21 protein-coding genes and 3 tRNA genes are annotated in these 22,140 nt (G+C 56.6%); 19 read left to right on the top strand and 5 right to left on the bottom strand.

Annotation, left to right across the window (positions count from 1 at the left end; translation table 11 throughout):
- Entirely contained in the window at nt 1-1,344 is a 1,344-nt protein-coding gene (locus tag EPD60_RS02265) for a 4Fe-4S dicluster domain-containing protein (RefSeq protein ID WP_131446421.1), read from the top strand.
- A gap of 95 nt (nt 1,345-1,439) precedes the next feature.
- On the opposite strand, the gene EPD60_RS02270 is transcribed toward EPD60_RS02265, so the two are convergent.
- The 3 genes from EPD60_RS02270 to EPD60_RS02280 all read right to left on the bottom strand — a co-directional run bounded on the left by EPD60_RS02270 (nt 1,440) and on the right by EPD60_RS02280 (nt 3,780).
- Entirely contained in the window at nt 1,440-1,931 is a 492-nt protein-coding gene (locus EPD60_RS02270; protein ID WP_131446423.1) for a DinB family protein, read from the bottom strand.
- A 9-nt stretch (nt 1,932-1,940) separates the two neighbouring features.
- Complete coding sequence (locus EPD60_RS02275; RefSeq protein WP_131446425.1) at nt 1,941-2,660, bottom strand: LysE family translocator; 720 nt, start codon at nt 2,658-2,660, stop codon at nt 1,941-1,943.
- Nucleotides 2,661-2,739: 79 nt separating this feature from the next.
- Nucleotides 2,740-3,780, bottom strand: coding sequence for a hypothetical protein (locus tag EPD60_RS02280; protein ID WP_131446427.1), 1,041 nt, complete (start codon nt 3,778-3,780; stop codon nt 2,740-2,742).
- Nucleotides 3,781-4,030: 250 nt separating this feature from the next.
- Between EPD60_RS02280 and EPD60_RS02285 the strand changes: the two genes are divergently transcribed.
- The 12 genes from EPD60_RS02285 (at nt 4,031) to EPD60_RS02340 (ending at nt 14,550) form a co-directional block, all read left to right on the top strand.
- Nucleotides 4,031-4,810, top strand: coding sequence for a (Fe-S)-binding protein (locus tag EPD60_RS02285; protein ID WP_131446429.1), 780 nt, complete (start codon nt 4,031-4,033; stop codon nt 4,808-4,810).
- A 92-nt stretch (nt 4,811-4,902) separates the two neighbouring features.
- Entirely contained in the window at nt 4,903-5,394 is a 492-nt protein-coding gene (locus EPD60_RS02290; RefSeq protein ID WP_131446431.1) for a hypothetical protein, read from the top strand.
- Between the two features lie 9 nt (nt 5,395-5,403).
- Nucleotides 5,404-6,027: a hypothetical protein gene (locus tag EPD60_RS02295; RefSeq protein ID WP_131446433.1), complete on the top strand. Its 624-nt coding sequence runs from the start codon at nt 5,404-5,406 to the stop codon at nt 6,025-6,027.
- A 140-nt stretch (nt 6,028-6,167) separates the two neighbouring features.
- Complete coding sequence (locus tag EPD60_RS02300) at nt 6,168-6,680, top strand: hypothetical protein (RefSeq protein ID WP_131446435.1); 513 nt, start codon at nt 6,168-6,170, stop codon at nt 6,678-6,680.
- Between the two features lie 675 nt (nt 6,681-7,355).
- Nucleotides 7,356-8,768, top strand: a complete 1,413-nt coding sequence (gene miaB, locus EPD60_RS02305; protein WP_131446437.1) for a tRNA (N6-isopentenyl adenosine(37)-C2)-methylthiotransferase MiaB — start codon at nt 7,356-7,358, stop codon at nt 8,766-8,768.
- 9 nt (nt 8,769-8,777) lie between these two features.
- Nucleotides 8,778-10,028, top strand: a complete 1,251-nt coding sequence (locus tag EPD60_RS02310) for a sigma-54 interaction domain-containing protein (RefSeq protein WP_131446439.1) — start codon at nt 8,778-8,780, stop codon at nt 10,026-10,028.
- A 130-nt stretch (nt 10,029-10,158) separates the two neighbouring features.
- Nucleotides 10,159-10,686: an LPS assembly lipoprotein LptE gene (gene lptE / locus EPD60_RS02315; protein ID WP_131446441.1), complete on the top strand. Its 528-nt coding sequence runs from the start codon at nt 10,159-10,161 to the stop codon at nt 10,684-10,686.
- 21 nt (nt 10,687-10,707) lie between these two features.
- On the top strand, nt 10,708-11,511 hold the full coding sequence (locus EPD60_RS02320; RefSeq protein WP_131446443.1) for a hypothetical protein: 804 nt from the start codon (nt 10,708-10,710) through the stop codon (nt 11,509-11,511).
- A gap of 1 nt (nt 11,512) precedes the next feature.
- Nucleotides 11,513-11,848 (top strand): preprotein translocase subunit SecG, encoded by a 336-nt coding sequence (gene secG, locus EPD60_RS02325; RefSeq protein WP_131446445.1) that lies wholly within the window; start codon nt 11,513-11,515, stop codon nt 11,846-11,848.
- Nucleotides 11,849-11,921: 73 nt separating this feature from the next.
- Nucleotides 11,922-12,956, top strand: a complete 1,035-nt coding sequence (mltG, locus tag EPD60_RS02330; protein ID WP_131446447.1) for an endolytic transglycosylase MltG — start codon at nt 11,922-11,924, stop codon at nt 12,954-12,956.
- Nucleotides 12,956-13,894: a YihY/virulence factor BrkB family protein gene (locus EPD60_RS02335; protein WP_131446449.1), complete on the top strand. Its 939-nt coding sequence runs from the start codon at nt 12,956-12,958 to the stop codon at nt 13,892-13,894. The genes mltG and EPD60_RS02335 overlap by 1 nt, the downstream gene beginning before the upstream one ends.
- A gap of 56 nt (nt 13,895-13,950) precedes the next feature.
- Nucleotides 13,951-14,550 (top strand): thioredoxin family protein, encoded by a 600-nt coding sequence (locus tag EPD60_RS02340; RefSeq protein WP_131446451.1) that lies wholly within the window; start codon nt 13,951-13,953, stop codon nt 14,548-14,550.
- Nucleotides 14,551-14,590: 40 nt separating this feature from the next.
- Here the strand turns inward: EPD60_RS02340 and EPD60_RS02345 are convergent, their stop codons facing one another.
- Nucleotides 14,591-15,091 carry a TlpA disulfide reductase family protein gene (locus tag EPD60_RS02345; RefSeq protein ID WP_165871373.1) on the bottom strand — a complete coding sequence of 167 codons (501 nt, stop codon included), beginning with the start codon at nt 15,089-15,091 and terminating at the stop codon, nt 14,591-14,593.
- The gene (locus EPD60_RS02350) at nt 15,078-15,671 is read right to left on the bottom strand and encodes a TrmH family RNA methyltransferase (RefSeq protein ID WP_131446455.1); all 594 of its coding nucleotides are present in this window, start codon (nt 15,669-15,671) and stop codon (nt 15,078-15,080) included. The genes EPD60_RS02345 and EPD60_RS02350 overlap by 14 nt, the downstream gene beginning before the upstream one ends.
- A gap of 105 nt (nt 15,672-15,776) precedes the next feature.
- On the opposite strand from EPD60_RS02350, the gene EPD60_RS02355 reads away from it, so the two are divergent.
- The 6 genes from EPD60_RS02355 (at nt 15,777) to EPD60_RS02370 (ending at nt 22,107) form a co-directional block, all read left to right on the top strand.
- Nucleotides 15,777-15,850 (top strand) — tRNA-Pro (locus EPD60_RS02355).
- A 47-nt stretch (nt 15,851-15,897) separates the two neighbouring features.
- A tRNA-His gene (locus EPD60_RS16785) sits at nt 15,898-15,963 on the top strand.
- Between the two features lie 47 nt (nt 15,964-16,010).
- A tRNA-His gene (locus tag EPD60_RS16790) sits at nt 16,011-16,076 on the top strand.
- Between the two features lie 537 nt (nt 16,077-16,613).
- Entirely contained in the window at nt 16,614-19,703 is a 3,090-nt protein-coding gene (locus EPD60_RS02360) for a SusC/RagA family TonB-linked outer membrane protein (RefSeq protein ID WP_131446457.1), read from the top strand.
- Nucleotides 19,704-19,722: 19 nt separating this feature from the next.
- Nucleotides 19,723-21,318, top strand: coding sequence for a SusD/RagB family nutrient-binding outer membrane lipoprotein (locus EPD60_RS02365; protein ID WP_131446459.1), 1,596 nt, complete (start codon nt 19,723-19,725; stop codon nt 21,316-21,318).
- 18 nt (nt 21,319-21,336) lie between these two features.
- A complete protein-coding gene (locus EPD60_RS02370; protein WP_131446461.1) occupies nt 21,337-22,107 on the top strand; it encodes a DUF4397 domain-containing protein in 771 nt (256 codons plus the stop codon).
- Nucleotides 22,108-22,140: the final 33 nt, after the last annotated feature.

The raw sequence follows: 22,140 nt of genomic DNA on the forward strand, positions 1-22,140 counted from the left end.
ATGCAACTTGTGCAGCAAATTTTGTTCGTGATCCTGGCCGCCACCGCGGTTTGGGTGTTCGCCCGCAAGGTGGGTGCCATCCGCCGCAACATCAACCTGGGGCGCGATGAGGAGCTCAAAGACAACCCGGGTGCGCGCTGGCGCAACACACTGCTGATGGCCTTCGGCCAGAAGCGGATGTTCGACAAACCGCTTGTCGGACTGCTGCATTTCCTGGTGTATGCGGGTTTCGTCATCATCAACATCGAGATCCTCGAGATCATCCTCGATGGCATCCTGGGCTCGCACCGCCTCTTTGCACCCACGCTGGGAACTTTCTACACCTTTGTTATCAACTTTTTCGAGATACTCGCTTTTCTCGTGCTGGCTTCCTGCGTCGTTTTCCTGCTGCGCCGCAACGTGGTGCGCGTGAAGCGCCTCAACATGCCTGAGCTTAACGGCTGGCCGCGCAGCGACGCCAACTTCATCCTGAGCTGGGAGATCCTGCTGATGTCGCTCTTCCTCGTTATGAATGCGGCCGACAAAGCCCTGCAACTCCGGGGTTACGGGCATTACGGCGAAGTGCAGACGGCCGACTTCTGGGTATCCGGCATCATCACACCAATATTTGCCGGCTTTAACACCAGCACCCTGGTGGGCGTTGAGCGCAGCGCCTGGTGGCTGCACATCGCGGGCATCTTTGTTTTTCTCAACTACCTCCCCTACTCCAAGCACCTGCATATCATCCTGGCATTTCCCAACACCTATTTCGCCCGCCTGAAGCCGCAGGCCGAGATGACCAATATGCCCGAGATCCAGCAGGAAGTGCTCTATGCCATGCAGCCCGAGCTGGCGCCCACCGGCGATGCCGCCGCAGAAGGCCATAAGCGCTTTGGCGCCAAAGACGTGGCCGACCTGAGCTGGAAGAACCTGCTCGACGCCTATACCTGCACCGAGTGCGGCCGCTGCTCGCAGGCCTGCCCGGCCACGCAAACAGGCAAAAAGCTGTCGCCGCGGAAGATCATGATGGACACCCGCGACCGCATGGAAGAGATCGGTGTTGCCCGCGAGAAGAACGGCGGCACCATCCAGGAAGACGGCAAGACGCTGCTGCACGACTATATCACCACCGAGGAACTCTGGGCCTGCACCTCCTGCCAGGCCTGCGTGCAAGCCTGCCCCGTGCTCATCAACCCGCTGAGCATCATCAACCAGCTGAAACGCTACCTTGCCCTTGAGGAATCGAACCAGCCCTCCGAGTGGAACGGTATGTACAGCAACGTGGAAAACAACTTCGCTCCCTGGAAGTTCAGTCCCGACGACCGCGCCAACTGGGCGTTGGAGCTTAACGAAGAGGGCTCGTAAACTGTGAGCCTTCGATGCACTGCAATAAGAAAGGATGCCTGAGGCATCCTTTCTTATTTATCTGGCGTCAGCGTTCATGGCTTACGGCTTATGGTTTACGATTCATCTGCCGTCGGGCCGTACATACCCGGCACCGGCACGCCCAGCAGGCGCAGGTATACCGACAGCTGCCCGCGGTGGTGCACCAGGTGGTTCATGGCGAAGGTGCGGATAACGGCTACGCGCGGCATGGTGAAAAACACGGCCTCACCGTTGCGCATCGTCCAGGGTTGCATCAGCTGGGCATCGGAGGCAGCTTCCATGGCGGCGATCGATGCGTCTTCGTTCTTCTGCGCAATGGCCACGAGGTCTTCAGTGCTGTTAGGCACAGGCGGGTTGTACTTGAACTCGGCCCAGTTGATCTCGTCGGTGCCGATGGTAAAGGCGGTCCAGTTGACGAGGTCGGCAACGTGGGTGGCCAGGTCGCCAAGCGACATCGACTTCTCATGCGGCTTCCAGCTCCATTTGTCAAAAGGTACGCGCTCCAGCATCTTGCGGGTGGAGGCCGCTTCGTGCTTCAGTTCGGGAAGCAGGGATTGATTGATCATATTGGTGGTTTATAATTGTTGCAGCTCGTCGATCTCGTCCTCGAAGGGCTTTGTATGCTCTTCCGGGTGTTCTACCCAGCGTTCGGCGCCTTTGTTGCGCCACATTTTCCAGACCTGGATCAGCGCCGTGAGCGTAAAGATGCCGCCGATGACCCAGTTGAGCAGGCCCTGCTTGTCCGATATATAGCCGGCAATGGCGGCGCCGCCGAATACGAACACGAAGTTGCCGAACAGCGTGCCCAGCGCGATGCCCGCGATATAGGTGTTATAATGGTCATTGCGGGGCAGCAAGATCTTCTTTGTAAACAGAACCGTGCTCCAGCCAAACCAAAACGGTATCTGCACCGGGTTGACCGCACTCATGAGAAAGCCGAGCAGCAGCGGGTGCAGCGTGTTGCGCAGGTAGGACGGCTCTACCGGCGTGTTGTACTTTGCCGTGTGGGCAGCGGCGCTGAAGCTCGAAATCGCCAGGATCACCACGATCCCAAGCGTCACCCATTCCAGGATCCGGAAAAGCTTTTTCTGCTTGCGTACCCAATCCATCGCCACCAGGGACAGGCGCACATAGATCACCTCCACCAATAGGCAACCCGATGAAAAAAAGAGTCCTGATGCGATGCCCTTGTAGATGGCGATCTGCATGGCCGCCACGTTGAGCGTGCCCAGCGGGAGCGAACCCAAAAAGGAAATGAACATCCCAGTGATGAAGATCCGGAGGAGCTTGGGCATGGCAAGATTTCGTGCGCCCGAAAGTAAGGGATTTAGGGGTTCAAGCGGTTCAGCAGGTACAAGAGGTTCAGGCGGTTGGTTAAATTTTTTCGTCGAGGACTTTGAGCAGGGCGAAATGTTTTTTCGACTGCTGCAGGAAGTTCCAGCCGCGGAGGACGGGCCATACCCTGATCCCGGCCTTGCGGTTGATCTTCGAGATCTCGTACAGCACTTTCCAATGATGCAGGATCTCGCGGTGCGCCTGCCGCAGGGTCATGCTCTGCTGGTACACATGGTTGGGCTCGGCGCCGGAGCCATTGTATTCGAGCAGCAGGAAATTCCGGCCCGCTTTCAGGTCCTCGAGCGAAGCCGCTTTGAGGTCGTAGCGGCCGTAATAGAATTCCTTTGAATAGCCATTGATGCGGTCTACCAGGCGGGTGAGCTCCTCATCGATCTCTGCATGGAGGTTGATGAAAACACCACCGCGGTTCAGGTTGGCGGCATAGGTCAGGAACAGCTTCTCCCCTGCCGGCAGCACGCGCTCCAGGTCGTGCTTCTGCCGCATTTCTTCTACGCGGAAGCGTGCATTGGGATGGCGCTCCACAAGTTCGAGCAGGCTTGACCTGCCATCGCCCGTGACGCTCATCGGCTCTTTTTGCAGGAAGCCCGTGATAACGCCCCGCTCCCGCCCGGGGTAACGATAATAAAATATGCTGTACTCCACCGGGTAGGGAATAAGGGCCTGCACGAGATAATCCACCGGCATCTGCGCGTGGTAGGCCTCCAGGTCTTCCCAGCCCGCGATCTTCCGGAACAGGATGCCAGCCATACCCACATCGGGCTTGACAATACAGGGAAACGAAATGCCACCGGCCTCCACCAATGCCCGCACTTCGGCAAACGGGATCCGCGGTGCGACGTAAACGGTGTCGGGGAAAGAGCCCGGCGGCAGCTGCTCATACATTTCCTTCTTGCTCTCACCCTCGAAGCCGCCAAACGTAAGCGTGGGATTCGACGGCGTAAAAAACCAGGGCGATCCCGATTTGATACAATACCAGGCCCACATCGGGGTGATGTTGAGGTAGCGCAGCCAGAAGGGCCACTGCTCCCAGTTACGAATGCGGGTAAGGAATCTGCTCATAGTCCGGCCGGCAAATGTAGCGCAGAGAAAGAGTAAATTGGTCTATTGGTTAATTGGTAAGGGCCTTCGCCTTTACACGCTTCCAATTACCGAAGGCTCCCAACCAAAGTGGCCAGCCACGATTCTGCCGTTAAACAATTCTACCACGTAACATCTTACTTATTATTTTTGACCGGCAATAATTTAATCGCGAAGGTTTGTTTCGCGCCGCTTGCGCAAATCAGACATCCGACATCATCAAATTCTCTCTATGCAGGTTCGTACCATGGCCGAAATGGCCGCCGCCGGTGAAAGTCCCGAAGTGCTGTTCTGGGTAGGCTGTGCCGGCTCTTTCGATGCACGTGCGCAAAAGATCACCAAGGCCTTTGCCACCATCCTGCACAAGGTGGGTGTTTCCTTCGCCATCCTCGGCCCCGAAGAAGTATGTACCGGCGACCCGGCACGCCGCGCGGGCAACGAGTTCCTCTTCCAGATGATGGCTTACCAGAACATCCAGACCCTCAACAACTACAACGTAAAGAAGATCGTGACGGCCTGTCCTCACTGCTTCAATATTTTCAAGAACGAATACCCCGTGCTGGGCGGCACCTACGAAGTGGTGCACCACACTACTTACCTCAACGAGCTCATTCAGCAGGGCAAGATCCGGATGAAGGAAGGCGAATCCTTCAAAGGGCGCAAGATCACTTACCACGACTCCTGCTACCTCGGGCGCGGCAACGACATCTACGAGGCGCCCCGCCAGGTGCTGGAAGCTCTCGACGCCGAGCTGGTGGAGATGAAACGCTGCCGCAAAAACGGCCTTTGCTGCGGTGCCGGCGGCGCGCAGATGTTCAAGGAGGAAGAGCCGGGCACCACCCGCATCAACCTCGAGCGTTCCACTGAAGCCATCGAAACCGGCGCCAACATCGTAGCGGCGGCCTGCCCCTTCTGCAACACCATGCTCACCGACGGCGTTAAGAACGCTGAAAAAGAAGAATCGGTGCAGGTGCTGGATGTGGCCGAGCTCGTGGCCCGCAGTATGGCGTAGGGGGAAATTTTCCGATCGCGGATGTCGGATGTCTGACTTGGTTTGGCAGCAGGCCCATTTGCGACATTGCCAGTCCGGTATATTTTCATTCCATGGAAGAGCAACGCAACCGCGTCGGTATTTTTTTCACGCATTTCCTGAGGCACTTTGTCGCAATCCTGCTGCTCTTGGTAGCCATGCGGTATGTTACCGGTGGCTGGCAGGAAGAACAGGATCACTCCCGTGCGCTGCTACGCTATACGGTGATCGCGACTTTTATGGGCCTGGTGCAGACTTTCACCCGGAAAAAGGAGAAATCCAACGGTGCGGTTTCCGAAGGCGAGGCCGACGAGCTGGCGGGGCGCACGCTCAAATGGTACTGGCGCCACGCGTTGTTCTTCTATCTCTTCTGCCTGGCCCTCGGCGCCGTGCTCCTCATTGTCGGTCTCGTGATCATTCATTTTATCCTGGGCAAGGGCTTTCCGTTTTTCCTTATGTTGGAAAGACTGGCGCTGGTACTTCTTCCGGCCGGCATTCTGTATTCCGTCAGTAAATTTGTTGCCGACCGCAACCGCTTGCGCCGCTTTCGGAAAGAACATTTCTAAAGAGTTCGGATGATGCAGAAAAGGTTCGCCCATACGCAAAAAAGCGTGCCCACCGGTATTACCCGGCGGTCCGACCGCTCCATCAGGCGTGCCGGCTACACGATGATTGGCGGCATCCTGCTTTCGCTGTGCTATTACTGGTTCCTGGAGCCGATGCAATTCGGCGGCAACGCCACCTACAAGCTGCTGGCCAACTATATCCCGGTAGGGCTCGGTATCGCGCTCGTGTTTACCTGGCTGCGCCCCGAAGTGGCGGAGGTTTTTACCAGTACCAAGGTGGTGCTGCGCGATAAGCTCTTTTTCGTGCTGCTGCTGGTGGTGATCGGCAGCGTGGGTGGTTACACTACCGTGGGGCTCCTGTTCCGCATTGTATGGGACCGCGTTAATGCCGCCTACGGCGCGCGGCAGCCATTGGAGCACGACCTGGCAGAGGTACGATCCGTCAGCACCAGCAGGGGCTCCGGTATTCACATCATTGCCAAAGGATACAGCGCCACCATCGATGCCACTTACGAAGAGCTCAAGGCCAAGCAAACCCGCGACTCCAACCGTTACCTCGCCGACCTTTCCCTGCGCCGCGGCCTCCTCGGCACCTGGCTCATTAAAGACTGGAAATTGGTAGACAAACCCTGAGACCCGTGAGAAAAAAAATAACACGATCGCAATGATGGCTTCGGATCAATCCGAAAAACAGGCCTTACGGATAGAATCTACCCTCAGATCCGAGATCCAGAGATCCGAGATCAAAAGATTCCCCATCCTACCTTTGCGCCATGACGCTTGATTTCCAGCAATACCTGCCCGATAATTTCGCCCCCGACAGCCGTGTATGGATCTACCAGAGCAACCGACTTCTTTTTATGAGCGAGGCCCTCGCGCTGGAGCCGCTGCTGGAAGATTTTGTGAAAGCCTGGCGCTCACACGGCGCACAGGTGAGCGCCTGGGGCAACCTGCTCTTCGGGCAGTTCCTGGTGCTCATGGCCGACGAGCGCGCCGCCGGCGTATCGGGCTGCAGCACCGATTCGTCGGTGCGTTTTGTAAAAGAGATGGGCGAGAAATTCAAGGTCGACTTCTTCAACCGTACCCACCTCGCCTTTTTTGTAAAGGAGCGCATCCAGACCATCCCGATGGCGCAGGTGCAGCCGGCGCTTAACGGCGGGCTTATCACACCCGACACGCTGTATTTCAACAATACCGTCGGCACCAAGGCCGAAATGGAGTCCAAATGGATCATCCCGGTAAAAGACAGCTGGCTGGCGGGACGCTACCAGATCAACCCGGCGTGATCCTGTGACCTTTAATGCGGTGAGACGGCCGCAAGCGCCCTCGGATCACGAAGACACAACGGCACGACGGCACAACGTTTTTTTGAACGGGACGCAAGCGTCCCGTTTTTTCATTTCTTGCTGGCGAAACCATTTCATCCGCCGCGCCGTCGCGAAAAAGCGGACCGCAGATCTGACCCGGTGATTGTTTGCCTGGTTATACCCTACAAACGAGCATCTCATTTTCGACCCGCCCCTGTCTATCAGGTCAGGAGCACTTCCAATCGCAAATTTAGAACTACATCAGCCGGAGGGAAGGCTCAAATCCTAAAACCGGAGCTTTTGTGTGCGCTGAAAACCTTCAAATCATGTATTTGAAGCTGCTTCGCGTGGAATAGAGCGCCAAATTCGGAATTTGGCGCTTTACCGCGCGCAAGAAATTCCCAAATTGGAAATTTGAAGGTTCGGATAGGAAGCGAACCCATACCCAAAATGTGTCTATTTCACCTTTTTTCTCCACACTCGGCCTGGATTGTTCGCTCTACGGTTTGTTTTTTCCCACGGAACACGTCCAACATTCAAAAAAACACCCGGAATCTCCCACGCCAAAAGCAAAGTTTGGTTTAACGCAAAAATCTGCCACTTTGTCACACAATCCGGCTTGAGGCGTTATCTTTGTGCCCTATTTTTTGCGTTATGCTGGAATTGACCGAGAAAGTGATCGATGAAACGCGCCAGGGCGAGGCTTTTGCCCCCTCCGCCATCGAAGCCGTGGGCGCCAAGCGCCATTTTTATATCGAAAGCTATGGCTGCCAGATGAACTTTTCCGATTCCGAGATCGTAGCCTCGATCCTGGCGGAAGACGGCTTTGGCGCCACCCGCAACTTCGAGGAGGCCGATCTGATCCTCCTGAATACCTGCTCCATCCGCGAAAAGGCGGAGCAGACGGTGCGCAAGCGCCTCACCGAGTTCCGCAAGCTGAAGCAGTCCCGCCCGGGAATGCTGGTGGGCGTGCTGGGCTGTATGGCGGAGCGCCTCAAGAGCAAATTCCTGGAAGAGGAAAAGCTGGTAGACCTGGTGGTGGGCCCCGACGCCTACCGCACCCTGCCCCAGCTGATCTCGGAGGCCGACGGCGGGCAGAAGGCCGTCAACGTGCTCCTGAGCCGCGAAGAGACCTATGCCGACATCGCGCCGGTGCGCTTAAACTCCAACGGAATAACGGCCTTCGTATCCATCATGCGTGGCTGCAACAATATGTGCTCCTTCTGCGTGGTGCCCTTTACCCGCGGCCGCGAGCGTTCGCGCGACAACGTTTCCATCGTCAATGAGTGCCGCTCGCTCTTCGAAGGCGGCTACCGCGAGGTGACGCTGCTGGGCCAGAACGTTGACTCTTACTATTATACTGCCGACGGTGCGGAGCCGGTCAACTTTGCACAGCTGCTGGAGCAGGTGGCCCTCGTGTCGCCGCTGCTGCGGGTGCGCTTTGCCACCTCGCATCCCAAAGACATCACCGACGATGTGCTGCACACGATGGCCAAGTACGAAAACATCTGCAAGTACATCCACCTGCCGCTGCAAAGCGGCTCCACGCGCGTGCTGCAGCTGATGAACCGCACCTATACCCGCGAGTGGTACCAGGCCAAGGTAGACCGCATCAAGGAAATCATGCCCGACTGCGCGCTGTCGAGCGACGTCATCGCCGGCTTCTGCACCGAAACGGAAGAAGAGCACCGGGAGACGCTGTCGATGATGGAGCACGCGAAGTACGAGATGAGCTATATGTTCTTTTACAGCGAGCGCCCCGGCACCCTGGCGCAGCGCCGCTACAAGGATGATATCCCCGAAGACGTGAAGAAACGTCGCCTCACGGAGATCGTAAACCTGCAGAACCGTCTCTCGCTCGAAAGCAACCGGAAAGACCTCGGCAAGACTTATAAAGTACTCATCGAATCCACCTCCCGCCGCTCGGAAAGCGACTGGATGGGACGGAACTCGCAGAATAAAGTCATCGTATTTGCCAAGAACGGACAAGACCTTAAGCCCGGCGATTATGTAAACGTGACCGTGCAGGAATGCACCAAGGCCACGCTGCTCGGAAGCATCGTATAAATACAACTCATGGATCAGCAATCGATCAAAAACAGGTTCGGCATTATCGGCAACTCTCCCGCCCTCAACTACGCGCTCCAGGTAGCCACCCAGGTGGCCAACACCGACCTCACGGTGCTGATCAACGGGGAGAGCGGCGTGGGCAAGGAAGCCTTTTCGCACATCATTCATTCTCTTTCGGGGCGCAAGCACAACCCGTTTATCGCGGTCAACTGCGGCGCCATCCCCGAAGGCACCATCGACTCGGAATTGTTCGGCCATGAAAAAGGCTCTTTCACCGGAGCGGTCGACAGCCGCAAGGGTTATTTCGAAACGGTGAACGGCGGCACCATCTTCCTCGACGAAATCGGCGAGATGCCCCTCGGCACCCAGGCGCGCCTGCTGCGCGTGCTGGAGACGGGGGAGTTTATCCGCGTGGGTTCTTCGAAGGTGCAGAAGACGGATGTGCGTGTGATTGCCGCCACCAACCGCGACCTGCTGCAGCAGGTGCAGGCCGGCAAGTTCCGCGAAGACCTGTACTATCGCCTTAACACCGTTCCCATCCGCGTGCCGGCCCTCCGCGACCGCAAGGAAGACATCCCGCTGCTGTTCCGCAAGTTCGTGGTCGACTTCGCCGAGCGCTACAAAACCACGCCGGTACAGCTCGACGACGCCGCGCGGCAGCGTCTCTCCCAGTATACCTGGCCGGGCAACGTACGCGAGCTGAAAAATATCGCCGAGCAGATCTCGGTGCTGGCCTCCGAAAAGCTGGTAACGGCGCAGGAGCTGACGCGCTTTATTCCCGAGGCCAACATGAACCGCCTGCCGGTGCTGGCAGCGGGTGTGCACAGCAATGAAGGCGCCTTTGGCAACGAGCGCGAGATCCTGTACAAGCTGTTCTTCGATATGAAGCGCGACGTGACGGAGCTCAAGAAGCTTTTTGCCGATATGCTGCAGAACCCCGGTGCGGCGGCGCAGCATGCCGGCCTCTTCCGCGAGCTGCAGGACATTCAGCCGGTGCACCACCACGACGACGGGCCGGTGCAGCCGGTGCTGGTCCCCCACAACCCCGGCATCCCCGTGCAGCCCGTCATCCTCCACGACGACATCCACCACCACGAGGAAGTGGAGGAAAGCCTCAATATCATGGACAAGGAAAAAGAGCTGATCGTAAAGGCACTAAAGAAACACAAGAACAAGCGAAAAGACGCGGCTTCCGACCTTGGCATTTCCGAGCGGACGCTGTACCGGAAGCTGAAAGAATACAATATCGACGAATAGTGGGGTAACGGGGTGATGTGCTGATGGGGTAATCACCTTTTTCCAACCGATTTATGCAATCCGACATTTGCAGTTTATTAGCACATTACCCCATCACCCCATTATCCCATTCGACTTAGTTTTACACGGCATGCGCAACTATAAAAAAATCGGTTTCCTGATCGCAATCGTGGCACTGATCGCGGGCACGACCTTCCTCAGCTCCTGCGGGGTATACAGCTTCCGCGACGTGTCGATACCCGACACGGTGAAGTCGGTGCAGATTGCGCCGATCGTGAACCGCGCGCCCTATGTGAACACGCAGCTCGCCGGCAACCTCACCGACCGCCTGCGCCGTAAGATCCAGAACCAGACCAGGCTCCGCGTATCGAACGACCCCGGCGCCGACCTCGTGGTCAATGCGACCATTACCGATTATTCCCTCAGCACGTCGGGCGTAAGCAGCACCGGTGCCTCGCTCAACCGTCTCACCGTCACGGTTCAGGTAAGTGTCACCAAGGGGCGCGATCCCGCCGCGCCGCCGCAGGAGTATACGCTGTCGCGGCCGTTCGATTTCCAGGCCACCAAGTCGCTGCAGGATGCGGAGCGGGAACTGTTTGAAGAAATCGTCCGCGGCCTCACCGACGATATTTTCAACCGCCTTTTTTCGAATTGGTAAGATTGACCGTAATTTGGCGCCATGGCAGCGCCGATGAACATTCTTTCCGAATCGCTTTTGCAAAAATCCTTTGCTGAATGCACGCCTGCCGAGATCGCGCAGCTGACCGAGCAGTATCCGTATTTCGCGCCGGCGCACTTCATGTTGCTGAAAAAGCTGGACCCAGCCACGGAAGAATACCGGCGCTATTACCAGAAGGCGCTGCTTTATTACCACGATCCTGTTTCGTTTGAATTCTTTCTCAACCGCGATATAGCGGTGCTCCCCGAAGAGGAGACCGCGTCTGCCCCGGCGCCGATCGAGCTTCCGGACTTCGGGCCGACATCGATCGAGGAGCACGCCATCGCTACGCCGGAAGAGGAACTGGAAGCAGCCGAAACCGGCGATCCGGATGCCACCGACGCGCCCCTCCCCGGTCTCAACGAGATCGATCTCAATGCCCCTCCTACCGGCGACATTTCTTTTGAGCCTTATCATACGGTCGACTATTTCGCTTCGCAGGGTATCAAGCTGTCGCAAGCTGATTTCGGCACCGACAAATTCGGCAAGCAGCTCAAAAGCTTTACCGAGTGGCTCAAGACGATGAAGCGCGTTCAGCCCACCGAAACCACGGAAGCAGGAAATGAGCACCGCTCCGATGCGCGCGTGGAAGGCATGGCCGGCAAGTCGGTACGCGAATCGGAGATCGTTACCGAGTCGATGGCCGAAGTGTGGCTGAAGCAGGGAAACAAGGCGAAAGCCCAGGAGATCTACCGGAAATTAAGTTTGCTCTATCCGGCAAAAAGCGCTTATTTTGCAGACAAAATCAATACGTTAAACGACTGACATGACCACCTTATTCATCATACTCATTATCCTGGCTAGTGTGATCCTCGGCTTTTTCGTGCTGGTGCAGAACCCCAAGGGCGGCGGCCTTGCCGGCTCCGTAGGCGGTTTCTCCAACCAGTTCATGGGTGTGAAGCAAACGACCGACGTACTCGAAAAAGGCACCTGGGTTTGTGCCGCTGTGATCGCACTGCTGTGCATCTTCTCGAAGGTGTTCATCGGCGACAGCCGCAGCAACGAAGCCGGCCTGGAAAACATCGGTACCGGCCCGGTATCGCGCCCTGCTCCCAAAAACACCACGACCCTCCCCGGTGCACAGCCTGGTCCCACCAAGTAAGCGCCGGCCCTAACATAATCTTAGGAAAAGCCCCGCCACACCGGCAGGGTTTTTTTATTTACTTTACCCCGGTATGAGACGCATCCTGCTCCTGATCTTCCTGGTTCTTTTCCTGGCCGCCATCGGCGCCGCCTGGATCCTCCTTGGCCCCGGCACCGGCTTCGAAGGCCGGAAGGGCACCCTTTACATCAGCTCCGCTGCGCCTACGCGGGAAGCCGTGCTCGACTCGATCGGGAAGCGACAGATCGTGCGCTCGCCACGGGCTTTCCAGTGGCTGGCATCACGCCTCGGTTACTGGGGCCGCATCCACCCCGGCAAATACGAATTCAGCGAAGGCACCAGCCTGCTGACCATTGTCCGCACCCTGCGCAACGGCACCCAGACACCGGTGAAGCTGACCATCAAAAAGCTGCGCACACCCGGCGACCTCGCGGAAATCGTGGGGAATAAGTTTGAAATGGACTCGGCGCAATTCATGGCCTTCTTCCGCAACCCCGATTCGATGGCGGCTTTCAAGGTGACGCCCGACAAGGCCATGACGCTCATCTTCCCGGATACCTATACCTACAACTGGACCGCCGGTCCGCGCCAGGTGCTGCGCAAGCTGGCCGATGTAGCCGCGGGCTTCTGGACCAACGAGCGCCTCGATAAAGCAAAGAAACTCGGCCTGAGCAAGGAAGATGCCTATACCCTCGCCTCGATCGTGGAAGAAGAAACCAATGCACAGGAAGAGAAAGGAAATATTGCTTCGGTGTACCTCAACCGGATGCATAAAGGGATGCGCCTCCAGGCCGACCCGACCGTAAAATACGCGGTGGGAGATTTCAGCATCACGCGGGTGCTGCAGGTGCACACGGCCGTGGCATCGCCCTTCAATACTTACCAGGTAACCGGCCTGCCGCCGGGCCCGATCTGCACCCCGCAACGGAAAACTATCGACGCGGTGCTGGATTCCCCGAAGACGGACTACCTGTTCTTCGTTGCCAACCCCGAAAAGCCCGGCACGCACACCTTTACGGCCACCTATGGCGAGCACCTTGCGAACGCAAAGGCCTACCACCAGGCGCTCGACGAGCGTGCGCAAAAAAACAAATCTTCCGAACGCTGATGGCCATCCCGACCTCATTCCGCAGACGCTTTCCCGGCCGGCGCCCCATCAACCGGGTGATCGAGGGCTCGAAGAACGCCTATGTGCCGGGTATCCGCCACTTCAGTCTCTTTGAGCTGACACGCGCCTTCGGGCGGCAGCTGCAACGCACCAGCCTGCCGGAGCGGGCGGCGGCTATCTCGTTTAATGTTTTCATGGCCATTCCGCCCACGCTGCTCTTCCTCTTTACGCTCGTGCCGCTGCTGCCGATCTCGCGCCAGTTTACCCGCGAACTTTTCGGCATCATCCGCGATATTGTTCCAGGTGAAAAGAACAACTCGGTCATTATCGGGTTTCTCCGCGACTTCCTCCAGCGTCCGCGGAACGGACTGCTTTCCTTTGGCCTCGTATTGGCTTTGTTCTTCTCCAGTAACGCCATGATGGGCATCCTGCGCTCATTTGATAAGAACTATGAGGGTTTTGCACATACCTCGGGCCTCCAGAAGCGGAAGACCGCGCTGCGGCTGACGATGATTTTCTTTGTGACCATCTTTGTATGTGTGCTGCTGCTCATTGCCCAGCGCGGCGTGCTCAAATGGGTCGGCATCGAAAACCAGAATGTCCGCGACATCATTTCAAGCACCCGCTGGATCGTGATCCTGGGGCTCATTTTCTGGTCCGTATCTTTCATTTATAGGCACGGCCCTGCGGTTTCCAAAAAGTGGCCGCTGGTGACACCCGGCTCGGTATTCGCAACGTCGCTGATGGTGCTTGCCTCCTTCCTGGTGAGCATCTGGGCTAATAATTTCTCGAACTACAACAAGCTCTACGGATCGGTGAGCGCGGTTTTCATCCTCATGTCGCTCATATTCGTCAACTCGCTGGTATTGCTGCTCGGCTTTGAGCTGAATGTGACCCTGCTGAACCTGCGCAAGCAAAAGGGAATTGAAAATCCATGAGCGGCGGGATGCCGTAGTGATTCTTTTCCGATCTTAGGGAATACAAAATACACAACATGAAAAAGAGCGGAATGTTCCTGTTCCTTGCCGCCATCGTGGCCATCGTCGCCTTCCGGGGCATAGATGAACTGCCTATCGGCGCCAGCCTCCCCAAAGCCGATGTAAAGCTGAAAGACATCAGCGGCAAGTCGGTTTCGCTGAAAGAAGCCGCGAAGGAAAACGGGTTGCTGGTAATGTTCAGCTGCAACACCTGCCCCTATGTGATCAGGAACCAGGAGCGCACCGTGGCGCACTGCAACTATGCACTCGACAAGAAGATCGGTGTGGTGCTGATCAACTCCAACGAGGCGCAGCGCAGCGATGCCGACTCCTATGACGCGATGAAAGAATACGCAAAAGAGCAAGCCTACAAATGGCATTACGTGGTGGACGAGAAATCAGCCCTGGCCGATGCCTTCGGTGCAAAGAGAACACCGGAGTGCTTCCTCTTCGACAAAAGCGGTAAACTGGTGTACCATGGCGCCATCGACAACAATCCCGATGCTTCCGGTGTAACGCGCAAGCACCTCCGGATCGCGATGGACGAAATGCTTGCCGGTAAAGATGTTTCACAAAAAACCTCCAACTCCGTCGGTTGCTCGATCAAGCGGATCTGATAAATTGAATTCAATGAAAAAGCCGGCGATGAGCCGGCTTTTATAATTTCGAAGCTTTAATAAGCATCTTTTTCAATTCCTTTTCAAACGCTTCTTTTGAAACACCTTCTTCATAGAAACTCCGGTAGGCTGTTGCCCGGTTGATGAACAGCGTCGCCGGGATGGCCCCCGACCACTTGGGGTCGACACGTGGGCAAAAGAGGTCGGCATTGGTTTCATCGAGAAAGTAGACCGGGGCTGTGAAGCCGCGCTTTTTTGCAAAGGCGCCCACTTTCGCATAATCCTCCGGCATGTCGAGCGATACCAGGAGGAGGCGTACACCGGCTTTTTCATACTTCTTTACCAGACCCTGGAAATACGGAATCTCCTTGACGCATGGCGCGCAGAACGTGGCCCAGAAATTCACGACGGTCGGACGGTCGGATTCAGCGATCATTTTCTCGAGCGCGTCGATCTTCACTTTCGGCACAGAGCTTTGTGCGCCGGCGCCCAGCGAGAACAGCAGCAAGGCCGCCAGTATGATATTATTAATCTGTTTCATCTTGCAATCCCCATTGTTGCGCCAGCTGCGCCTGCAGCGCCGTTGGCAGTTTTGATTCGGCGTAATGCCCCGCAGCCGACTTTTGCCGGAAAGCTTCATAGAGCGTTACGGCACAGGCCACGCTGATGTTCAGCGACTGGATCATCCCCAGCTGCGGAATGATGAAATTTCCATCGGCATGTGCCAGCAACTCCTCGCTTACGCCCGCATGTTCATTTCCGAACACAAGGGCAGCCGGAATCGTCAGGTCAGTGTCGTATAAACTTACGGCATCCGAACTCAGGTGTGTTGTTAAAATCCTTCCGTAGCGTTTCCGGAGTTCGGCTACACAGGCATCGGTGTCTGTAAACTGGTGAACGGTAAGCCACTTGTTGGCGCTGCTCGAGCTGCGGTCGCCCCACTTCTTGTGGCGGGGAATTTTGGTATTCAAAACGTAGATCTCCTGCACCCCTACCGCATCACAGCTCCGCATGACCGCGGAGATGTTGTGGGGGTCGAAAACGTTTTCCAATACGATGGTGAGGTTGTCCTGGCGTTTGGCCAGCACGGCTTCGATCTTAGCACGGCGTTCGGGGGTCATAGCCCTGCAAAGAAAATCTTTGTCGGTTGATTTTGAATTGACTATTTCCCTTAAATTTGCACCCCGTCAATGGAACAACGCAAGGCGTTTTATTGAATCCCGGTTCGGGTGGTGGCGCAGCCCGGTAGCGCACTTGCATGGGGTGCAAGGGGTCGCTGGTTCGAATCCAGTCCACCCGACGAACAGTAAAAAAGCTCTGAAGAAATTCGGAGCTTTTTTCATTTCCCGGTGCGCCCGGTAGCGCATCCCGCCTGTGGCGGGAGGGTCGCTGGTTCGAATCCAGTCCACCCGACGAACAGTAAAAAAGCTCTGAAGAAATTCGGAGCTTTTTTCATTTCCCGGTGCGCCCGGTAGCGCATCCCGCCTGTGGCGGGAGGGTCGCTGGTTCGAATCCAGTCCACCCGACGAACAGTAAAAAAGCTCTGAAGAAATTCGGAGCTTTTTTCATTTACCGGTGCGCCTCGAAGACTACCGCTAATAAAATTGAATAGTCGTTTCGATGAACGCTGAAGAAAACAGGCGAGCAACCAAGTTTTTCAAAATGCGTTCTGATTCATTTTTGGATCGATCAGCAGAATGGGAAACTGTCAGCGCAAACCGGCAGGCAGGAAAAAAAAATGAACCGGAACGACTTCTAACTATAAAGGTTTCATTGTAATTTATTTTTCCCGGCCCGCATCCGCTACCGATTCACCGTCATTTTTCCTCAAATGAAACCGGGCTGCGCGCAACTCACCGCCAGTTTTCCAGATCAGGTGTTACCCTTATCAGACATTTAACAAATTATTTATAGTTTTGTACGCGATTGCTTATGCGTAATTGGCTTATGCACCCTTGATCTAAAAACTGCCTGAGAATCCAACTAAACACGGTGCATTTCCATACCCATTACAATTGATTACTTTTTTGATTGCTCTTATTAACATTTAGAAAACCGCTTCTATGTACAAGTACGCAAGACCGTCCGCCATACTTATGTGCGGGCTACTACTTCAGCTGTCGGCCTTTGCCCAACAGCGAAGAATCACGGGCACTGTCCTTTCCGATGAGGACGGCAAGCCGATGCAGGGTGTTACGGTAACGAACCCTCAAACGAAAGCAACCGTTTTCACTGATGCCAGCGGCAAGTATACCATCGAGGTACAGGCCGGCCAGCAACTGGTGTTTACTTCGGTCGGTTATGGCAACCGCTCGGTAACGGTAAGCGCCGACCAGTCGAATGTCAGCCTGCGCCTCACGCGCCGTGGCACCGAGCTGGACCAGGTGGTGGTGACCGCCCTCGGTATCACCCGCTCGAAGCGCTCACTGGGCTACGCCGCCAACGACGTTAAAGGCAGCGACCTCGCGCAAACGCAACGCGACAACTTTGTCAACTCCCTCGCCGGCCGCGTGCCGGGTGTTACCGTCAGCGGCACCAGCGGCATGCCGGGCTCGTCTACCTCCATCCAGCTGCGCGGTATCAACTCGCTCAGCGGCTCCAACCAGCCCCTCTTTGTGATCGACGGTCTGCCGGTAAACAACGAGACCTTCCAGGCCAACAACATGGTGTCACAGACGGAAAACCGGACGGTTGACTTCTCCAACCGGATCTCCGACCTGAACCCCAACGACATCGAAAGCCTCACGATCCTGAAAGGACCCGAAGCAGCCGCCCTTTATGGTATCGGTGCAGCCAACGGCGCGATCGTGATCACAACGAAAAAAGGCAAGTCGGGCCGCGCCTCGATCTCCTACGACTTCACCTACGGCATCGAGAAGATCGACAACCTGCCCGAAGTGCCCCGTGTATACCAGCGCGGCGCCAACGGCGTGACCAGCTCCACCACCTTCGGTGCCTTCGGTCCGCGCTACCCGGAAGGAACGGTGTTCTACGACAACATGAACAATTTCTTCCGTACCGGTACGGTGCAGAAGCACAATATTTCGCTTGACGGCGGCGCCAACGGTTATACCTACCGCCTGTCGGCCGGCTACAGCAGCCGCGAAGGTGTCGTTCCCACCACCAAGTACGACCGCTTCAACGTATCGCTTACGGGTACCGCACAACTTTTCACGAAGCTGCGCGCCGAAACCAACCTCCAGTTCATCAACACGAAGAACACAAAGGTTTCGAAAGGTGCCAATAGCTTCTACCTGTCGCTGCTCACCTACCCCGCCGATGTGGAGATGGCGAACTATCTCAACCCGAACGGTACCCGTGCCAAGTTCACGACGACCGCCTCGGAGATCGAGAACCCCTTCTTCGACGTTAACAAGAACAAACTCGATGACCGCGGCAACCGCGTGATCTCGAACCTGAGCCTGATCTATGACATGTTCCCCTGGCTGTCGTTTACCGGCCGCCTCGGCATCGACGTCAGCAACAACGACTACCGCGTGTTCTACCACCCCGAATCGGCCCGCGCCGTGGGCACACAGGGTAGCCTCAACGTAGCCAACCAGGTAAACCGCGTAACCACCCTCACCTATTTCGGCGAGGCCCGCAAGAACTTCCTGGACAACCGGTTCAAGACGACCCTCCGTGTCGGTAGCGCCGTGTATGATTACGACGACCGCACCTTCGCTACGTACGGCGAGCGCTTCCTCGACCCGGATTTCAACTCTATCAACAACGCCACCTACAATTCGGTACGCGGCAAGCAGACCTATACGCCGAAGCGTGTAGTAGGTGTGTTCGGCGACCTGACCATGAGCTACAACGACATGTTCTACATGACCGTTACAGGACGTAACGACTGGTCGTCGACGCTGCCGGTGAAGAACAACTCTTTCTTCTACCCCTCTGCCAGTGGTTCCTTCGTATTCACGGAGCTGATGAAGAACTCAAAGCTGACCAATGTGCTGACGATGGGACGCATCCGTGCTTCCATCGCGCAGGTTGGTAAGGACGCCCGCCCGTTTGCTACGACGGCTGCCCTCGAGCCCCAGCAAACCACCGGTGGCGGCTACGGCGCCATCTTTACCGCTCCCAACCCCGAGCTGCGTCCGGAGAAGGTAACTTCCCGCGAGATCGGCGCCGAGCTCCAATTCTTCAAGAACCGCCTCAGCCTCGACGTTGCGTACTACAAGAGCAAGAGCGTTGACCAGATCATCAATGACCTGCGTATCTCTTACGGCACCGGCTACATCCTGAAAGTGATCAACGGCGGTGAGCTGGAGAACTGGGGTACCGAGATCCTGCTCCGTGGTACACCGATCCAGGGCAAGAACTTTACCTGGGAAGCGTCGATCAACTACACGAAGACCGACAGCCGCCTGACCCGTCTGCCGGAAGGCGTATCGGAGTTCTACAACTCGGATACCTGGCTGTTTAACAACGTTCGTAACGGTGCCCGCCTCGGTGGCCCGCTGACGACGCTGACGGCCCTGCAGGAGTACATGTACAACGATGCCGGCCAGCTACTCATCGATCCGACCTCGGGCCTGCCGCTGAAGCAATCCTTCGCCGTATGGCCGGTTGCCGGCGACCGTAACCCCGACTTCAAAATGGGTGTTTACAACAGCTTCTCCTACAAGCGCCTCAACCTGAACTTCCTGATCGATATCAAGAAGGGCGGAGATGTGTTCAACGCTACCGGTGCCTATATGTACAACCTCGGCCTGCACCCCCTCGCCGTGGCCAACCGCGAGCAGCCCTTGGTGTTCACCGGCGTACTGCGCGACGGCCTCGAGAACACCAAGAACCCGACGCCGAACAACATCGTGATCAACCCTTACTACAACAACACGTTCTACACTTCGTCGGTGATCGACCAGGAGTTTATCGAGCGCGACGTTAACTGGGTGCGTCTGCGTGACATCACGCTCAGCTATCGCCTGCCCGAGCGCATCCTCGGCTTCACCAAGGTGATCAAGTCGGCCTCGATCGGCGTAACCGCTACCGACCTGTTCATGTTCACCAACTACACCGGCGGCGACCCGGGCGTGAACGGCACCACCGTAGCTACGGGTGGCAGCGGCTCCATGGGTATCGACTTCGGTAACCTGCCCGTTCCCAAGACGTTCAACTTCAATGTGCGTGTAGGCTTCTAATCCAAACAAGAAAACAACAATGAAAAAGTTATCCATCATACTGGCAGCAACCGTTCTTGTGGGCGCTACCAGCTGTAAAAAATACCTCGACGTCAACAACAACGTCAACAACCCCGCCGCTGTAGACCCCGCCCTGTATCTCCCGACGATCGAGAGCAACTACGCGCTTGGTATCCAGTTCGACGCCCGCGCGCTCGGCACGATCGTTCAAAACTGGGCCAACTCCAGCACCGGCAACAGCTTTGCTCCTTTCGAGCGTCATGGCTACATCCCCGGCAGCGACGCCAGCGGCGACCTTTGGCGCAATGTGTATTGGAAGGGCGGCATGAACACTGTTGACATGATCAACATCGCCCGCGAGCAGAAGAAGTGGGATATCGCCGGCGCCGGCCTTGCCCTGCAGGCCTGGGGCTGGCAGATGCTCACCGACTACCATGGCGAGATCATTCTGAAGCAAGCCTTCGATCCGAACCGCAACACCTTCGACTACGACACCCAGGATACGGTTTATGCAGTCGTAAAGCGCCTCTGCGAAGAGTCGATTACCTACCTCAACCGCAACTCCGATGGCGTAGGCACGCCGATCTTCGGCCGTTTCGATATCATGTACCGCGGCAACGTGACGCGCTGGAAGCGCTTCGTTTACGGACTGATGGCGATCAACGAGCACCACCGGATCAAGAAGGCTGACTATAACGCGGCCGCTGTGATTCGCTATGTCGATTCTTCCTTTACCGGCAACAACGACGACGCCCTTGTTCCGTTTGACGCTACCGGCTCCGCCGATGCCAACTTCTTCGGCACAACGCGCCAGAACCTGGCAAACTTCGGCCAGTCTGCCTTTATTGTACGCCTTATGGACGGTAGCCGCTTCAACGGGGCTATAGACCCGCGCCGCCCGATCATGCTGTCGGCTTCCACCGACGGTATCTACCGCGGACTTGCGCCTTACACCACACAGGCCTCCAACACGGCTACAACGGCTGTGCGCAGCCTCTGGGGCACCACGATGGGTACGCTGCCTTCACCGGCCTCCAACCCCGGTAAATACCTGTACCAGGACCGCGCTCCCTTCCCGCTGATGACCTACCCGATGCTGCAGTTTATCAAGGCAGAAGCCGCCCTGAAAAACAATGATAACGCAACCGCCCTCGATGCCTATTCGAAAGGCGTCAAGGCCCACGTGGACTTCGTTGGCAACGGCGCTACCGGCACCGGCGCCACAACGCTGCAGGTTGCATTCCCCTTTATCACGGATCCCAACGTCGCCGTAAACTATACAGCCGCCAAGAATGCTTACCTGGCCGATACTTCTGTAATCCCGACCGACGTCACCAAGATCAACATCAGCAAGATCATGCTGCAGAAGTACATCGCACTCTGGGGCTATGGATTCATCGAAACCTGGGTTGACCTGCGCAAGTTTGACTACAGCGCCGACCAGTTTCCGACCTTTGCGCTGCCCGCCTCCCTCTTTCCGGACAACGGCGGCAAGCCCGCCTACCGGATGCGCCCTCGCTATAACTCCGAGTATGCCTGGAACGTGGATGCGCTCACCCGCATCGGTGGATTCAACGCCGACTACCAGACATACAAAATGTGGATTCAGCAATAAACAACCAGAAACATTATCATGAAAAAGACAATATTCGGATTTGCATTCCTCGCCATGCTGGTTGTAGCCTGCAAGAAAGAAGCGACCATCACCGAGCGCTTCACCCCGGCCCCGGAAGGAAATGCCAACGTTAAGTTTCTCAATTTCGCCACCAATGCGCCGGCGCTCAACTTCTTCGTCAATGGCACCAAGGTGTCGGGCGCAGCAGCAGCCTCGAACGGTTCTGTTACCGGCATCTCCTACGGCAGCATCTTTCCGTCGACCGTGGCTTACGTGTCTGTTCCGGCCGGTTCGGTAAAGATTGACGGCACCGTGATCGAATCATCAACCGTAATGCCCGGAGCTGCACTGAGCTCCGCCACGCAAACCCTGGCACCGGGTAAGTTTTACACTTACGCGCTGGTGGACACGTTCACACAGGCAAGCGGGGTCCTGATCGAGGATGACCTGAGCATTGATATGCCCACCAAGGCTTATGTGCGCATGGCCAACTTTGCCAGCGACAGCTCCGTGACGGTTACGATCACCAAGACCTCGCCTACCAACGAGTTCGCCTACACCCGCAACTTCACGGGTATCGCTCCCAAGACCGTGACTTCGTTCGACACGGTTTCGGCCGGCGCCAGCCAGGTGTATACGGTGACCTACAAGCGGGTGAGCAACGGGGCTACGCTGGCGACGGCGAGCACCACCTTTACCCCGGCACGCGCGAAGAAGTATACCTTCTACCTCGCCGGCCAGACCCGCGCATCCACTACCCTGAAAAGCAGCTTCTACACGCACAACTAAGGCTACTTTTCCAATAGCAAAAGGCTATCCCCC

The sequence above is a fragment of the Flaviaestuariibacter flavus genome (genome assembly GCF_004337505.1).
Lineage (GTDB): Bacteria > Bacteroidota > Bacteroidia > Chitinophagales > Chitinophagaceae > Flavisolibacter > Flavisolibacter flavus.

Bases quoted from the DNA above. Each gene is read 5' to 3' on its own strand.
- EPD60_RS02370 (WP_131446461.1), top strand. From the start codon at position 21,337: ATGAAAAAGACAATATTCGGATTTGCATTCCTCGCCATGCTGGTTGTA.
- EPD60_RS02350 (WP_131446455.1), bottom strand. From the start codon at position 15,671: ATGACCCCCGAACGCCGTGCTAAGATCGAAGCCGTGCTGGCCAAACGC.
- secG (WP_131446445.1), top strand. From the start codon at position 11,513: ATGACCACCTTATTCATCATACTCATTATCCTGGCTAGTGTGATCCTC.
- EPD60_RS02335 (WP_131446449.1), top strand. From the start codon at position 12,956: ATGGCCATCCCGACCTCATTCCGCAGACGCTTTCCCGGCCGGCGCCCC.
- EPD60_RS02365 (WP_131446459.1), top strand. From the start codon at position 19,723: ATGAAAAAGTTATCCATCATACTGGCAGCAACCGTTCTTGTGGGCGCT.
- EPD60_RS02275 (WP_131446425.1), bottom strand. From the start codon at position 2,660: ATGCCCAAGCTCCTCCGGATCTTCATCACTGGGATGTTCATTTCCTTT.
- EPD60_RS02280 (WP_131446427.1), bottom strand. From the start codon at position 3,780: ATGAGCAGATTCCTTACCCGCATTCGTAACTGGGAGCAGTGGCCCTTC.
- mltG (WP_131446447.1), top strand. From the start codon at position 11,922: ATGAGACGCATCCTGCTCCTGATCTTCCTGGTTCTTTTCCTGGCCGCC.
- EPD60_RS02295 (WP_131446433.1), top strand. From the start codon at position 5,404: ATGATGCAGAAAAGGTTCGCCCATACGCAAAAAAGCGTGCCCACCGGT.
- EPD60_RS02340 (WP_131446451.1), top strand. From the start codon at position 13,951: ATGAAAAAGAGCGGAATGTTCCTGTTCCTTGCCGCCATCGTGGCCATC.
- EPD60_RS02310 (WP_131446439.1), top strand. From the start codon at position 8,778: ATGGATCAGCAATCGATCAAAAACAGGTTCGGCATTATCGGCAACTCT.
- EPD60_RS02345 (WP_165871373.1), bottom strand. From the start codon at position 15,091: ATGAAACAGATTAATAATATCATACTGGCGGCCTTGCTGCTGTTCTCG.
- EPD60_RS02265 (WP_131446421.1), top strand. From the start codon at position 1: ATGCAACTTGTGCAGCAAATTTTGTTCGTGATCCTGGCCGCCACCGCG.
- EPD60_RS02360 (WP_131446457.1), top strand. From the start codon at position 16,614: ATGTACAAGTACGCAAGACCGTCCGCCATACTTATGTGCGGGCTACTA.
- EPD60_RS02285 (WP_131446429.1), top strand. From the start codon at position 4,031: ATGCAGGTTCGTACCATGGCCGAAATGGCCGCCGCCGGTGAAAGTCCC.
- EPD60_RS02270 (WP_131446423.1), bottom strand. From the start codon at position 1,931: ATGATCAATCAATCCCTGCTTCCCGAACTGAAGCACGAAGCGGCCTCC.
- EPD60_RS02300 (WP_131446435.1), top strand. From the start codon at position 6,168: ATGACGCTTGATTTCCAGCAATACCTGCCCGATAATTTCGCCCCCGAC.
- lptE (WP_131446441.1), top strand. From the start codon at position 10,159: ATGCGCAACTATAAAAAAATCGGTTTCCTGATCGCAATCGTGGCACTG.
- EPD60_RS02290 (WP_131446431.1), top strand. From the start codon at position 4,903: ATGGAAGAGCAACGCAACCGCGTCGGTATTTTTTTCACGCATTTCCTG.
- EPD60_RS02320 (WP_131446443.1), top strand. From the start codon at position 10,708: ATGGCAGCGCCGATGAACATTCTTTCCGAATCGCTTTTGCAAAAATCC.
- miaB (WP_131446437.1), top strand. From the start codon at position 7,356: ATGCTGGAATTGACCGAGAAAGTGATCGATGAAACGCGCCAGGGCGAG.